A 14,195-nucleotide genomic window follows, 5' to 3' on the forward strand; every position below is an offset into this window, starting at 1 on the left:
CCTTGCCACCAAGGCCGGTGGACGGCGTGGCGCGCTGGTCCAAAGTCTTGCGGAAACTCGTCGAGCTGATCACGATATTCGAGAAATTGCGCGCCTGCACATAGGCCAACACATCAAACGCCCAGTCGCCCCGGCCCACCAGACGCAGCGAAGCGTCTTGCCCGGTTGATGATGTGTCGGCACCGGTAAACCGCAAGGTGCGGCGGTCCTCAAACACCAGTCCGCGTGCCTGAAGTTCGATATCGGGCGTGATCGGTGCAACCGCGCGCAAACCTGCCGACCACGCATCGAACGCGGCGCGGGCGCTGGCGGGCACGCGCTGGTTAACCGGCGTCGTCCAAAAGCCCTGGCCCCTATCCCAGCGCCCTGAGACAACCGCAAACCCTTCGCCCAGCTTTGGCGCCAGCGTTCCCGACAATTCGGTTTCGCCGCGATCATTGCCAGTCAAGCTGGCCTGCACGAGCCCGAGCTGGTCCGCATTGGCGCTGTCGAGTTCGACTATACCGGCAACTGCGCCCGCACCAAACGCACCCGCACCGCCACCGCGCGTCACGCGGGCAGCCGCAAGGCGTTCGGGGGCGATGGCGCTGAAAGGAATGTAGCCGAAAAACGGATCGGCCATGGGCACGCCATCCAACAGGATCAGGGTGCGGCTGGTGGCGTTGCCGCCCAAGGCGCGCAGCGTAACGCCTTGCGCCGACGGGTTTGACGCGCGGCTGTCGGACCGGCGGAATTGCTGAAAGCCGGCGGCTGAAGACAGAGCATCTTCAAGTCTGCCGGATGCTGCCTCCAGCAAGCGGTCGCGGTCAATGGTCTGGATGTTGTAGGCAGGCGCAGCGGGCGGCGCTTCCAAACCTGCTCCGATCACGACGATTTCCTGCGCTTGCACAGATGTCGGCACAACCATCGCCAACGCCGGGAGCATAAGTGCAGGAAGCGGCAAAGTCAGTGCCGCAACGGAAGCGATTCGCCGCATCAGAAAACTCCAAGGGGCCGCTGAAGCGCGGGGTGGAGTGGCCATAGTCCGCCCGTGGCGATTCGCTAATGCGAAAATGGCATGAGGTAAGCGCTTGTATTTGCCCGAAAGCGCGAAACCTGCCTGATTCCTGAATCTATCCGGAAGGCCGATATAAGTTTCCAAATTTATGACATCTGTACGAAAATGACATGCGGTAAATGACGTATCCCAAGTGCTGCGCTGCAAAATATGGTGACGTCAGAAACCGAACATGTGAGGAATCATGACTATCCAACGTCTTACCCAGGTTGAGTCCACCGTGGTCCACAAAATGGCTTCGGTCCTGCAAAGCCAAAAGCCGGAGGTTATTCAAAACCACTTCGGCATTGGCCTGAACACATGGGTGAAGCTGCGCGAAGGCAAGGCGATCCGCCATTCTGTTGCTGAGCGCCTGTTGCAGCGGTTGCAGCGCGATCAGGTTATCTGAGCCCTCCGTGGCGGCATCGCCGCGCTTGCTAATGCCCTCTGTTCGTTCGGGGGGTTGAGTTACATTCGTTTGCAGTGCACAATCGAGAAGCGCACCAATAACAACAACGGGCGCATGGGGTTTTTAAGATGGTCACTTGCGCAAAGGACCAAACAAGGTTGGTCTATCGTCTGAATCGGGTCCAAAGGTGAACCTTGGCCGAGTCAGCCACGCGCCTTTACGCGATAAGTCTATTGAGGCTAATCGCGCATCTAACATTGCACGTTTGGTGCAGTTTGGTCTGCCAACCATCGCATTTGGCACGTTTGCGCTCTTTATTCTCCACCTGTTCTTTCCCGGCGAAAGCTGGAGCGTTCACCTTGCCGCGTTCATCGGCCTTTGCCTGCTTGTCTCGGGCGGGGGCATTGCACTGCATCATAGATCCGCCGATCCGCAAATTGCCCTGCAATTGGCACGTGATCTTGAAGCCGCACAATCTGCCAGCGCCGCCAAAAGTCGCTATCTTGCCAATATAAGCCATGAAATCCGCTCACCGCTGAACGCGATTTACGGTTATGCGCAATTGATCGAACAAGAAGCTTCGGTTGATCCCAAAGACGCTGCCCGTGTCATCCGGCGCAGCGCCGAACATCTGACCAATCTGGTCGAAGGCCTGCTTGATATCGCTTCGGTTGAACAAGGTGTCGTCCGGATCGATAGCGCGGTCGTGCGCCTTGCCCCGCTGGTTGAGCAAGTGGCAGAGATGTTTCGCCCCCAGGCTGAGCAAAAAGGGCTGAGCTTCAGGTGTGAGTTGCCCGACCGCCTTCCCGAATTTGTCCGCATGGACACGCGCCGGGTGCGGCAGGTGCTGATCAATCTGGTGTCGAACGCGGTCAAGTTTACCGATCACGGTGAAGTCGTGCTCGCGCTCGATTGGTCCGGGCAGACCGCCACCTTCGAAGTGCGCGATACCGGACCCGGAATCCGCGAGGCGCAGCACGAGCAGGTCTTTGCGCCCTATGAACGCAGTGGCGATACCGCGCATGGCGGCAATTCCGGTGCAGGACTTGGTCTGGCGATTTCGCGTGCCATCGTGCAGATGCTGGGTGGCGATTTGCAGGTAGCAAGCGTGGCGGGGCAGGGCTCCAGTTTCAAACTGCGCCTGCTCATGCCGCCAGTTTCCGGTTTCGTTGAAAGCAAGGCAGGGGCCGTGCTGCGCCCTACGGGTTACACTGGCAAACGCCGCTCATTGCTGCTGGTGGATGATAACCCCGATCATTTGTCCCTGCTGCGCAACGCCTTGGGCGAACTCGGCTTTGATATCTCCTATGCTACCGACGGACATACAGCCTTAGCTATGGCCGAACGCGACCAGTTTGATGCCGTGATTCTCGATGTCAGCATGCCCGGCATTTCCGGCTGGGAAACAGCGGCACACATGCGGGCGGTGCATGGCCGCAGCATTTCCATTCTGATGCTTTCGGCCAATGCCGATGAACGGCACGGACTGGGCGGGCAAGCGCCGGACCATGACCATTTCCTGCTCAAGCCGATAGATTTGTCTGTGCTGATCGATGTGCTGGGGCGTTTGCTAACCGTTAACTGGACTTGGCCCAAGCAAGCACCTTGTATCGGACATGTATCGACACCGGAACCGATTACGCTGTCTGAAACGGCGCGTGCCCATATAGAGCAATTGAAATCGCTTGTACGGATCGGGCATGTACGCGCAATGGAAGATGAAATTCGCAACCTTGAGCGTGCAGCCCCGGATGCTGCCCCGCTGGTTGCCAAGCTTTACGACTGCCTTGACCGATTCGATCTAACCGGGCTCGGGCGGACGTTGGAGGATTTGTAGGATGAGTGGCGGCAGCGCACGGCGCGATACAGTCCTCGTCGTTGACGATAAACCCGATTCCCTGCGTTTCCTGACCGATACGTTGGAGGGGGCAGGGATCACCGTGCTTGTCGCCACTTCAGGCAATTCGGCGCTCGATCTGCTCGAACATGTCGTGCCCGATCTCATCCTGATGGATGCCGTTATGCCCGGCTTTGACGGTTTTGAAACAACCGCCCGGATCAAGGCGCGGCCCAATCTTGTCCATGTGCCCGTGATGTTCATGACCGGATTGACCGAAAACGAACATGTGATCGAAGGTTTTGAGGTTGGCGGCGTCGATTACTTGCGCAAACCGGTCAATGTCCACGAATTGCTGGCCCGTGTGCGCGTCCATATCGGCCATGCCCGCGCGATGCAGGCAGGAGCTGCCGGACTTGACGCAACGGGCCGTTTGATGATGGCCACCGATAATCGCGGCTTGCTGCTCTGGTGCACGCCGATGGCCGAACAGGCCATCAGCCGCGTCAGTCCCGATTGGAACCGCGAAAAGGGCGCGTTGCCAAGCATCTTGCGTGCCCCATTAGAACGCCTGTTGGGCCGCAGCAGCACCCCGCAAGGCGCATCGGCCAAAGTCGATCAGGGCGAAAACACGCTCGAACTGGTGATTATCGCGCAGTACCGCGAGAACGAAATCCTGATCCGCCTGAACGAGTTAAACCCCAAGGCCGATGTCACCAAACTCCAGCAGCGCTTGTCATTGACCGATCGCGAAGCCGAAGTGCTGCTTTGGATCAGCTATGGAAAATCCAACGGGATGATTTCCGAAGTGCTGCTGATCAGCCCGCGCACCGTGCAAAAGCACCTTGAGCGCATTTACGAAAAACTCGGCGTCGAAACACGCGCCGCCGCAGCAGCAATGGCCATCAAGGTCCTGGGCGGCTGAGTCGCAAAACCTGCGCACCTGCCTCAACGGGTAGGGGCCAAAGCCTTGGCCTGCGGCTTTTTGCCTGATCCGAAAAACAACCCAAAAAAGGGGCCGCTCCGTTGCCGGGCGGCCCTTGAAAGTTTGGGAGAGGATGCCTGAAAGGCCTGTCCTGATTGGGTCAGGACGGGTTTTTGTGCAAGTGTGAAACACAGGTCCTCAGTTGCAATAAATGCAATTCTGGCGACCTTTCCCAGCCGATCTCCCAATATTGTCTGTTTTGAGGTGCTCTCCAATCTTGGGTTGCGTGGCTCATAAGAGATTGCTATAAAACATAACATAAAGGGAGAGACGGAATGTTGTTTGAACGCATCAACCCGATGACTGGCGCAGTTGCTTCACAAGCAGAAGCTATGACAGCGACAGATATTCCAGCTATTGCCGCGCGCGCAGCGGCAGCATTTCCCACATGGGCCGCCATGGGGCCAAACGCCCGCCGCGCCGTGCTGATGAAAGCGGCCACCGCGCTTGAAGCCCGCGCCGATGCTTTTGTCGAAGCGATGATGGGGGAAATCGGCGCAACCAAAGGCTGGGCGCTGTTCAACCTCGGTCTTGCGGCCTCGATGGTGCGCGAAGCCGCTGCCCTTACCACACAGATTGCGGGCGAAGTGATCCCGTCGGACAAGCCCGGCTGCGTGTCCATGGCGCTGCGTGAACCCGTTGGCGTGATCCTTGGCATCGCCCCATGGAATGCGCCGATTATCCTTGGCGTCCGCGCTATTGCAGTGCCGCTGGCATGCGGCAACGCGGTGATCCTCAAAGCGTCGGAACAGTGCCCGCGCACCCATTCGCTGATCATCGAAGCCTTTGCCGATGCAGGCTTCCCCGAAGGTGTCGTCAACGTCGTCACCAACGCTCCCACCGATGCCCCAGAAGTCGTCGGTGCCCTGATTGATGCCAAGCCGGTAAAGCGCATCAACTTCACCGGCTCCACAGCCGTGGGCCGGATCATCGCCAAGCGCGCGGCCGAGCATCTCAAGCCCTGCCTTCTCGAACTGGGCGGCAAGGCCCCGCTTATCGTGCTTGAAGACGCTGATCTTGATGAAGCGGTCAAGGCCGCTGCTTTCGGTGCCTTCATGAACCAGGGCCAGATCTGCATGTCGACCGAGCGGATCATCGTCGTCCAGTCCGTCGCCGCCGATTTCGCCGCCCGCTTCAAGGCCAAAGTCGATATGCTCGCCGTTGGCGATCCGCGCGAAGGCAAAACGCCGCTGGGTGCTGTGGTGGATGCCAAGACCGTTGCCCATTGCCAAAGCCTCATCGCCGATGCGGTCGCCCATGGCGCGCAATTGTTGAATGGCGGTGAAACAACACACAACGTGCTCATGCCCGCCCACGTCGTCGATGGCGTCACGCAAGAGATGAAGCTGTTCCGCGATGAAAGCTTCGGCCCTGTTGTCGGCATTATCCATGCCCGCGATGAAGCCCATGCCATCGAACTGGCCAATGACACCGAATATGGCCTGTCAGCCGCTGTGTTCACGCGCGATGCTGCCCGTGGCCTGCGCGTTGCCCGCCAGATCCACTCCGGCATTTGCCACGTCAACGGCTCTACCGTTCACGATGAAGCGCAGATGCCCTTCGGCGGCACCGGCGCGTCCGGCTATGGCCGTTTCGGCGGCAAGGCCGGGATCGACAGCTTTACCGAGCTGCGCTGGATCACCATGGAAACCCAGCCCGGCCACTTCCCGATTTAACGATTATCCCAATAGGACAGACCATGACCGAACAGACAAAAATCGAGCGTTCCGAAGAAGATACCGTTGCCTTCACCGTTGAAAACGGCATCGCTTGGGTAAAGTTCAACCGCCCTGAAAAGCGCAATTGCATGAGCCCCAAGCTCAACCGCCGTATGAAGGTGGTGCTTGAACAGCTTGAATTCCGCGATGATGTCCGCGTGCTCGTTCTCACGGGTGAGGGCGATGCCTGGACCGCTGGTATGGACTTGAAAGAGTACTTCCGCGAAACCGAAGCGCAAGGCCTTGGCATGATCCGCCAATCGCAGCGCGAAAGCTACGGCTGGTTTGAGCGTCTGCGTTGGTATGAAAAGCCAACCGTGGCGATGATCAACGGCTGGTGCTTTGGCGGCGGCTACGGCCCGCTGTTCGGTTGCGATATCGCTATTGCTTCTGAAGATGCACAGTTCGGTCTTTCGGAAATCAATTGGGGCATCCTTCCCGGCGGTGGCGCTTCAAAGGTTGCGCAAGAACTTATGCCATTCCGCAAGGCCATGTATCATGCAATGATGGGCGAAAACCTGACCGGCAAGCAAGCCGAAGAGCAGGGCCTCGTGACCGAAGCAGTGCCTGCCGATCAGCTCAAGGCTCGTGTGCTTGAAATCTGTGAAGTGCTCAAAAAGAAGGATGGCCATGCGCTTCGTGCAACGAAGTTTGCCGTCCGCCGCATGGTTGACATGACCTATGACAACGGGCTGGAATACCAGATTCGTGCACAGGAAGCGCTCCACAGCTTTGGTGGCGCCGCCGCTCGCAAGGAAGCTACCCGCCAGTTCCTTGATGAAAAGAGCTTCAAGCCCGGTCTTGAGACTTTTGACACGAGCAAAGTCAGCGGCTGAGCTTCAGTCTGCAAAGCACGGCAAAAAGCCCCGGTCGCGCAAGCGGCCGGGGCTTTTGCTTTTGCACCGCCTCGCAAAAGTGGTTGCGTGCCAGCCACACTGCGGCCAGCGTGAGGAAAAGAGGAGTCGCCTGCATGATCAAGTTCTTCCGCGTAGCACTTGCCGCTTCGGTGGCAATCACAGCCCCTGCCATCGCCAAAGAGAAAACCTATCCCGTGGCTGAGGCGCAGACGCTTGATCTTGCGATGAAATCCATCGCCATCCGCTCGGTTCGCGGAGAAGGCAACCGTACCATTGATGTCGCCAGGCTCTTCGGCGATGCGCTGCTGGCGGCGGGCTGGAGCGCGGCTGATATCGAGATTACGCCGTTTGAAGACACGGCCTACATGATCGCAACATGGCAGGGCTCAAACCCGCAGCTCAAGCCGCTGGTCATCTCCGGCCACATCGATGTGGTCGAGGCCAAGCGCGAGGATTGGGAGCGTGATCCCTTCGTGCCCGTGGTGGAAAACGGCATCCTGTTCGGGCGCGGGGCCAGCGATATGAAGTTTGATGGCGCGCTGGCGCTGTCCACGCTGATCGAACTGCGGCGGCAGGGCTTCAAACCCAAGCGCACGATCATCATCGAGTTTTCCGGCGATGAAGAAACCACGATGGCAACCAGCAAGATCATCGCGGACAAGCTCAAGAACGCCGAACTGGTGATCAACGTCGATGGCGGCGGCGGCGCGTTGGACGAGGCCACCGGCAAGCCACGCTACTGGACCTGGCAAGGCGCGGAAAAGACATATGCCGATTACCGCTTGGAAGTCACAAATCCCGGTGGCCACAGCTCCGCACCGCGCGCCGATAACGCCATCGTCCAGTTGTCGCACGCCCTTGCCAAAGTGGGGGCCTATACTTTCAAGGCCGAACAGAACGATATCACCAAGGGCTATTTCGAAAAGGCCGCCGCCTTCACCGACAAGCCCGAAATTGCCGCCGCGATGCGCGCTTTTGCGGCCAATCCGGCGGATGCCACGGCCATCGCCACGCTGCGCGCCGATCCCTCGATGGTCGGCAAAGTCGGCACCACCTGTGTCCCCACGATGCTGGGCGGTGGCCACGCAGAAAACGCGCTGCCGCAGCGCGCCTTTGCCAACATCAATTGCCGCATTTTCCCCGGCCACTCCAAAGAAGCGATCATGGCCGAACTGGCAGCCGTGGTGAACGATCCGGCGGTCAAGATCAGCGATGTCACACAGGGCTCTGTCGCGTCGCCCGCATCGCCTTTGCGCACCGATTTGATGAGCGCCGTCACCAAAGCCATGGCCAAGGCCTATCCCGGCGTGCCGCTGATCCCGTCGCAGGCATCGGGCGCCTCGGACTCGATGTGGTTCCGCGCGGTCGGGGTGCCAAGCTATGGCCTCAGCCCGTCCTTCTCCAAGGATTCGGAAGACTTCTCGCACGGGCTGAATGAACGCACCCGCCTGTCCAACATCCGCCCCGGCATCACCTATTACCTTAGTTTGCTGACCGATCTGGCAAAGTGATCGCCCACGGGCCAGACGGTGTGACATTCTAGGAAGGGATCAAGCCATGCGTGTTGCGGTTCTTGCGCTTGCGGTGTTGCTGGCGGCTCCGGTGTCGGGGCAGGCTGGGGGGCAGGCGCTGCCAAAGGCCGTGCCTTCAGCCGGCACGCCGCGCGATTTTGCAGGCGCAATGGAAAAGCCTGATCCTGCGCTGGCATACCGCATCCTGTTCGATATCTCTGCCCCGCCCAAGGACAAGGCGCAGCCCCATCAGACGCTGCAACGCGCAGGTGCCATGCTCAATGCCATGGCCGCCAGTGGCGCAAGGCCCAAGGCGGGGGATATCGCCATCGTCGTCCACGGCCCGCCCGATACCATCCTGCTCAGCGATGCCGCGCACACCAAACGCTATGGCACGCCCAACCCGAACCGGGTCTTGCTGGAAGAACTGGCCAATGCGGGGGTGTCGATCCGCATTTGCGGCCAGTCCTATCTCGGCCACGGCTATGCCCGCGATGAACTGCACCCCGCCGTCCAGCTAGACCTCATGGCCATGATCACCATCGCCAATCTGATGGCGCGCGGCTACGGCGTCGTGCGCGACAACTAGGCCAGCACGTCGGTCACCGGCACATAGTCATAACCCAGTTCGCGCGCCACGGCTTCATAGGTCACTTTGCCTTCGTGGACGTTTAGCCCCGCAGCAAGGTTCTTGTCGGCCCGCAGCGCCGCTTGCCAGCCCATGTTGGCAATGCGCAGAGCGTGGGGCAGGGTGACGTTGTTCAGCGCATAAGTGCTGGTCCGCGCCACCGCGCCCGGCATATTGGCCACACAGTAATGCACCACGCCATCCACGATATAGGTCGGATCGGCGTGGGTTGTGGCATGGCTCGTTTCAAAGCAGCCGCCCTGATCAATCGCAACGTCCACCAGCACCGCACCCGGCTTCATCGTTTTTAACATATCGCGTGTCACCAGCTTGGGCGCGGCTGCTCCGGGAATCAGTACCGCACCGATGACAAGGTCGGCTTCGGCCACAAGGCTGGCGAGCGCGGCCTTGCCGGAGAACAGCGTCCGCGCGCGTCCTTCGAAGTGATTGTCGAGCCGTTCAAGCACGTCTGGATCGCGATCGAGGATCGTCACATCCGCGCCAAGCCCCACCGCCATCTGTGCAGCATTCACACCCACCACGCCGCCACCGATCACCACCACTTTGCCCGGTAAAACCCCCGGAACGCCACCCAATAGAACGCCGCGCCCGCCATTGGCCTTCTCCAACGCGGTTGCGCCTGCTTGTATGGCCATGCGCCCCGCCACCTGGCTCATCGGCTTCAACAAGGGTAGGGCATTGCCCGCGCCGGTCACGGTTTCATAGGCAATCGCGGTGACGCCGGACTTCACCAGATCGGCGGTCTGTTCGGGATCGGGCGCAAGGTGAAGATAGGTGTAAAGGATCTGCCCCTTGCGCAGCATCGCACGCTCAACCGCTTGGGGTTCCTTCACTTTCACGATCATTTCGCAGCCATTGAACACAGTCTTGGCGTCAGGCTGGATCACCGCACCAGCAGCCAGATAATCCGCATCGCTTCCGCCGATGCCAGTGCCAGCACCCGCCTCAACCCACACCTCATGCCCGTGCGCTACCAATTCGCGCGCGCTCTCCGGTGTCAGGCCGACGCGGTATTCGTGGTTCTTTATCTCACGGACAGTGCCTACTCGCATCGCGATACTCCTTGGGTTCATGCAATCACCTATGAACGCCAGAATATCTCGTTGTTTCCGGTAAAAATTGCCTATTCTCGGCTTGGGTTTCACTTTGCATGGTGATATTTATCGAGATATAGAGATTTTACGGGAATTTATTGCATGGATCGTGCCGACATCGCCTTGCTTGAAGCGCTCCAGTCCGACTCGGCGCTTTCCATCGCCGAACTGGCAGACAAAGTCGCGCTCTCTGCCTCGGCCTGCCACCGCCGGATCAAGGCGCTGGAGCAATCCGGCATTATCGCAGGCTACGGTGCTCGGCTTGATCCGCGCAAACTGGGTTTGGCGGTCGAAGTCTTCGTAGAAATCACGCTGACCAGCCAAAGCCGCGAGGCGATGGACCGGTTCGAACGCGCGGTCAGCGATTTTGACGATATCCTCGAATGCCACCTGATGTCGGGCACGGCGGACTATCTGTTGCGCGTGGCCGCGGCCGATCTTGGCCACTACGACAGCATCCACCGCGATTGCCTTGCGCGCTTGCCGGGCGTTTCCGCCATGCGATCCAGCTTCTCGCTCCGGCGTATCAAACAGATGCAGGGCTATCCTGTGCGGAGCTTGCCCGCCACCTGATTGGTGGCTGCCTTCTTGTCTCTAAAGGGGAATGCGTCATTTGACGTATGAAGCGCAAGGACGGGCAGGGCTAGCGTGCTAGCAACAAAAAGATTTCAAGCGTGCTTTTGCGCATTCAGGGTAATCACACGTGCAGCATCAAATGCCTTTCCCCAGGTCGGCTATGAATCTCAGGCTGCACCTGCACGCTGCGAACATTGCGGCCTCGGCCTGCGTTTTTGCGCACGTGGTTTCTGGATGACGCTTATCCCCCACCCATCACCGCGCACATTGCTCGCATCGGGTGAGACGGGCCGCGCTCTGCATGAGGCTGAGCGTGCCCTTGGCCAAAACCCCCGCGATGCCGAAGCGGCATTTGTAGCGGCGGTTGTGCATGTTGAATCTGGCAAGATTGGCGATGCTCTCGCATCCATTGCTGTGGCGGTTGCGGAACAGCCCGCCAATGCCGAATACCTTGCCCAACAAGCGCGCATCCTGATCACCGCCCGCCGTGAGGCTGAGGCGATGGCTGCGGCAAGGGCAGCGGTTGCCAGCGCCAGCACCGATCCTTTCGTGCTGGATACGATCGGCTGCGTATTCGCACGTCTCGGCGCGCATGACGAGGCGCTGCCTCTGTTTGAACGCGCCGTGGCCGCAGCGCCCGATGTTGTGGAATACCGCTTCAATCTTGCCAGCACCTTCGGCTTCTTTGGCAAAGTCGATGCAGCAGCAGAGCAGTACGAGGCGATTGTCGCGCGCCAGCCTGCCCATGGCCGCGCACATATCGGCCTTGCCGGATTGAAGCGTAAAGCCCTGCCAGAGCGTGTCGACCAGATTGAGGCAGCATTGCAGACGGGGCCAGACCCAGTCGATGCCGTCCGCCTACACTATGCAGCAGCAGCCGCGCTCGAAGATCTGGGGCGTGATGAAGAAGCGTTTTCCCATCTAGCGCGTGGGAACAAGGCCCATCGCGCGCGGCTCGATTACGATATTGCACAAGACGAAGCGCTGTTTGAAGCATTGCGGCACACTTTTGCACATGGGCTGCCGATGGTCAGCGACAGCACGCTTACCGACGCCCCGTTGTTCGTCGTCGGCTTGCCCCGTACCGGCACAACGCTGGTTGACCGGATACTCTCATCGCACCGCGAGGTTACCTCGGCAGGCGAACTTCAAGCCATGCCTCTGGCGGTCAAGCAACTGGCCAAAACCCGCTCGCGCCTTGTGCTGGATGAACCGACCATCACAGCGATGTCGGGCCTTTCTGTGCAAACCTTGGGGGAGCATTACCTTGCGCGTGCGCGCCAAAATACAGGCGCGCAATCCTTACGGTTTGTGGATAAGTTTCCGCTCAACTTTCTTTACATCGGCTGGATTATCGAAGCGCTGCCCAATGCCAACATCATCTGCTTGCGGCGCGGCGCGATGGACAGTGTCTGGAGCAATTACAAACACTTGTTTGCCACCGGCTCACCCTACTACCGCTGGTCCTATGATCTGATGGACACCGCACGCTACGTCCTGATGTTCCAGCGGATTATGGGGTTCTGGCGGCAGCGCTTTCCCGGTCGCATTCACGAGGTGAGCTACGAACAACTGGTCGGCGATCAGGAAGTGCAATCGCGCCGCATGCTGGCCCATTGTGGTCTGGCTTGGGACCCTGCCTGCCTTGAATTCCACCGCAACCAAGCCGCAGTCGCAACGCCCAGCGCGCAACAAGTGCGCCAGCCGATCAATGCGCGGGCAATTGGCCGGTGGCGCGCGCATCAGCACCAGCTTGGTGAAGTCATGGAATTCTTTATCTCCAACGGCATCCCGCTGGATTAGAACCAAAAAATAGGCCGCCAGCTCTAACGAACGGGCGGCCAAGTCTTCGCAGGTAACACGTGAAATCTTAACCGGCATCACGCCGGGCAAAATCCAGATTTGTTGAATAGGGTGTTATGCTGCCGACGGTATTAGCCAAATAGCGTATATCGGCTATATCAGGGTGCAGCCGCTGCCAGAATGCATTGTTCGGCCCAGCGTAATTCGTCCGGTGTATCGACATCTAGCGCAAGCGCCGGATCAAGCTCGATTGCAGGCGCATGACGCAACAAAGCGCCTGCACCCCGGTCTCCGGACAATTGCTTCAGCGCTGTAAAATGCTGCGCCCCGAATACCGCGGGCACCATCGCCAATCCGTCCACACGCGATGCCACAATATCGCCATCAAACGCCGCCAGCAGAGTTTGAAAATGTGCCGTGGGCACCAACGGCATATCGGCCAGAGCAATCAACACGGATGTTTCATCCCCTAGCGCCGCAACCCCGGTTGCAATTGAACGGGACAGCGGCCCATCAGCGGGGCTTACCATCACGCGCTCAAACCCCGGCAGATCGGGCGTTGTGGCAGAACAAACCGCTATAAACCGGGTGAACGGCAGTCCTGCAAGGCGATCAGCGGCATGGCGCGCAAGCGGTTTTCCAGCTAGAACTGCGTTTAACTTCCCACCGCCAAAGCGGGAGCCGCGCCCTGCACCCAGCAGGACCAGTGCCGTCATGCGCTTGCCGCAAGGCGCCTGCCGTCACACATTGGAGCGTGCCACCAGCGGCTCCCCCATCCAGTGTGACCATCGCGCCAGCGTGTTAAAATCGGCAACAATCTCGCCCAATATCGATAGCGCCAGCGTGGCCGGATCGCGCGTTGCCGGGATCAGGCCGATGTGGCCTCGGACATTTCCGATCTGCTCTGGCGGCACGTCCGCGTGCTCCAGCATTGCCAGCCGCGCTGCATGCGTGCGGCGGCTGCCGATTGCCCCCAGATAGAACGAAGGCAGCGCAAGCGCTTGCGGCAACAACTTCTCTTCCCAATCGCGGCCATGGAACAGGAACACAAAAGCCGTCCAGGGATCGCTCTGCGTGATGGGTAAGGTGTTGCGCGTGGCCAGAAATGTCGTCTCGATCCCCTCACGCAACAGGTCATCACACGTAGGCTGATCGGGGGTCAGTGCGTGCATTTTTACACCAAAGTGGGTGCCAAGACGTGCAAACGCGGTCAAATCTTCGCCTTGGCCAAGCGCATGGATTTGCAGCGATGGCCGATAGGTATGGTGCAGATTTTGGCCGTCCCATGCGCGGGGTGTTGGGTCAGGCACTGATACTACGCCGTCGCATTCAACGCTTAGACATGCCTCCTCACGCTGGGCCAGCTTGGCCAAAGCAGCGCTTATTGCAGAAGGGTCCGGTCGCGGGGTAAACAGCAGGTCGATGCCGCCCCCGCAGGGCAAACGCACATCGATGTAAGGCGATCCGACGCCGTAACGCACAACACGGCCCCAGCCATCGCCAAGGGTTTCAAGCGCTTCGGCGGCGACGGCGTCTTCAACACAGCCGCCAGAAAACGATCCAATGCGCCGTCCATCGGCGGCCACGGCCATTTGGGCACCAATCGCACGGGATGATCCGCCCTCGATTCCAATCAGTGTAACCAGCACTGTATCAACACGCTCGGCGCGGCGATCCGCGATAAACTGTAGAATGTCGGTCGGCGTTGTGGCGATCATTG

Annotated in this window: 13 protein-coding genes; 9 read left to right on the forward strand and 4 right to left on the reverse strand. The window is 59.6% G+C overall.

Going from position 1 to position 14,195, the window contains the following annotated elements; all coding sequences use genetic code 11:
• Positions 1-976, reverse strand: a 976-nt coding sequence (locus tag IP81_RS11655; protein WP_369800734.1) for a TonB-dependent receptor, incomplete at its 3' end; no start/stop codon positions are given.
• 265 nt (positions 977-1,241) lie between these two features.
• Between IP81_RS11655 and IP81_RS11660 the strand changes: the two genes are divergently transcribed.
• The 7 genes from IP81_RS11660 (at position 1,242) to IP81_RS11690 (ending at position 8,942) form a co-directional block, all read left to right on the forward strand.
• Complete coding sequence (locus IP81_RS11660) at positions 1,242-1,445, forward strand: hypothetical protein (RefSeq protein WP_054108180.1); 204 nt, start codon at positions 1,242-1,244, stop codon at positions 1,443-1,445.
• A gap of 187 nt (positions 1,446-1,632) precedes the next feature.
• The gene (locus IP81_RS11665) at positions 1,633-3,282 is read left to right on the forward strand and encodes an ATP-binding protein (RefSeq protein WP_231626500.1); all 1,650 of its coding nucleotides are present in this window, start codon (positions 1,633-1,635) and stop codon (positions 3,280-3,282) included.
• A gap of 1 nt (position 3,283) precedes the next feature.
• On the forward strand, positions 3,284-4,207 hold the full coding sequence (locus IP81_RS11670) for a DNA-binding response regulator (protein WP_054108182.1): 924 nt from the start codon (positions 3,284-3,286) through the stop codon (positions 4,205-4,207).
• Between the two features lie 335 nt (positions 4,208-4,542).
• The gene (locus tag IP81_RS11675) at positions 4,543-5,943 is read left to right on the forward strand and encodes an aldehyde dehydrogenase (protein ID WP_054108183.1); all 1,401 of its coding nucleotides are present in this window, start codon (positions 4,543-4,545) and stop codon (positions 5,941-5,943) included.
• 23 nt (positions 5,944-5,966) lie between these two features.
• Positions 5,967-6,821: a p-hydroxycinnamoyl CoA hydratase/lyase gene (locus IP81_RS11680; RefSeq protein ID WP_054108184.1), complete on the forward strand. Its 855-nt coding sequence runs from the start codon at positions 5,967-5,969 to the stop codon at positions 6,819-6,821.
• Positions 6,822-6,955: 134 nt separating this feature from the next.
• Positions 6,956-8,353 (forward strand): M20/M25/M40 family metallo-hydrolase, encoded by a 1,398-nt coding sequence (locus IP81_RS11685; RefSeq protein WP_054108185.1) that lies wholly within the window; start codon positions 6,956-6,958, stop codon positions 8,351-8,353.
• A 46-nt stretch (positions 8,354-8,399) separates the two neighbouring features.
• Complete coding sequence (locus tag IP81_RS11690) at positions 8,400-8,942, forward strand: DsrE family protein (RefSeq protein ID WP_054108186.1); 543 nt, start codon at positions 8,400-8,402, stop codon at positions 8,940-8,942.
• Here the strand turns inward: IP81_RS11690 and ald are convergent.
• Complete coding sequence (gene ald, locus IP81_RS11695; RefSeq protein WP_054108187.1) at positions 8,939-10,054, reverse strand: alanine dehydrogenase; 1,116 nt, start codon at positions 10,052-10,054, stop codon at positions 8,939-8,941. The two genes, IP81_RS11690 and ald, sit on opposite strands and share 4 nt — an antisense overlap.
• A gap of 144 nt (positions 10,055-10,198) precedes the next feature.
• On the opposite strand from ald, the gene IP81_RS11700 reads away from it, so the two are divergent.
• Both IP81_RS11700 and IP81_RS11705 read left to right on the forward strand, forming a co-directional pair.
• On the forward strand, positions 10,199-10,669 hold the full coding sequence (locus IP81_RS11700; RefSeq protein WP_054108188.1) for an Lrp/AsnC family transcriptional regulator: 471 nt from the start codon (positions 10,199-10,201) through the stop codon (positions 10,667-10,669).
• 237 nt (positions 10,670-10,906) lie between these two features.
• The gene (locus tag IP81_RS11705) at positions 10,907-12,475 is read left to right on the forward strand and encodes a sulfotransferase (RefSeq protein WP_054108189.1); all 1,569 of its coding nucleotides are present in this window, start codon (positions 10,907-10,909) and stop codon (positions 12,473-12,475) included.
• 158 nt (positions 12,476-12,633) lie between these two features.
• Here IP81_RS11705 and IP81_RS11710 read toward each other — a convergent pair whose 3' ends face one another.
• On the reverse strand, positions 12,634-13,191 hold the full coding sequence (locus IP81_RS11710; protein ID WP_054108190.1) for a nucleotidyltransferase family protein: 558 nt from the start codon (positions 13,189-13,191) through the stop codon (positions 12,634-12,636).
• Between the two features lie 24 nt (positions 13,192-13,215).
• Entirely contained in the window at positions 13,216-14,193 is a 978-nt protein-coding gene (locus IP81_RS11715; RefSeq protein ID WP_054108191.1) for an XdhC family protein, read from the reverse strand.
• Positions 14,194-14,195 lie beyond the last annotated feature (2 nt).

It is taken from the genome of Novosphingobium sp. AAP83 (genome assembly GCF_001295795.1).
Taxonomy (GTDB): domain Bacteria; phylum Pseudomonadota; class Alphaproteobacteria; order Sphingomonadales; family Sphingomonadaceae; genus Novosphingobium.

Bases quoted from the DNA above. Each gene is read 5' to 3' on its own strand.
- IP81_RS11715 (WP_054108191.1), bottom strand. From the start codon at position 14,193: ATGATCGCCACAACGCCGACCGACATTCTACAGTTTATCGCGGATCGC.
- IP81_RS11710 (WP_054108190.1), bottom strand. From the start codon at position 13,191: ATGACGGCACTGGTCCTGCTGGGTGCAGGGCGCGGCTCCCGCTTTGGC.
- IP81_RS11700 (WP_054108188.1), top strand. From the start codon at position 10,199: ATGGATCGTGCCGACATCGCCTTGCTTGAAGCGCTCCAGTCCGACTCG.
- IP81_RS11670 (WP_054108182.1), top strand. From the start codon at position 3,284: ATGAGTGGCGGCAGCGCACGGCGCGATACAGTCCTCGTCGTTGACGAT.
- ald (WP_054108187.1), bottom strand. From the start codon at position 10,054: ATGCGAGTAGGCACTGTCCGTGAGATAAAGAACCACGAATACCGCGTC.
- IP81_RS11690 (WP_054108186.1), top strand. From the start codon at position 8,400: ATGCGTGTTGCGGTTCTTGCGCTTGCGGTGTTGCTGGCGGCTCCGGTG.
- IP81_RS11660 (WP_054108180.1), top strand. From the start codon at position 1,242: ATGACTATCCAACGTCTTACCCAGGTTGAGTCCACCGTGGTCCACAAA.
- IP81_RS11680 (WP_054108184.1), top strand. From the start codon at position 5,967: ATGACCGAACAGACAAAAATCGAGCGTTCCGAAGAAGATACCGTTGCC.
- IP81_RS11705 (WP_054108189.1), top strand. From the start codon at position 10,907: ATGACGCTTATCCCCCACCCATCACCGCGCACATTGCTCGCATCGGGT.
- IP81_RS11685 (WP_054108185.1), top strand. From the start codon at position 6,956: ATGATCAAGTTCTTCCGCGTAGCACTTGCCGCTTCGGTGGCAATCACA.
- IP81_RS11675 (WP_054108183.1), top strand. From the start codon at position 4,543: ATGTTGTTTGAACGCATCAACCCGATGACTGGCGCAGTTGCTTCACAA.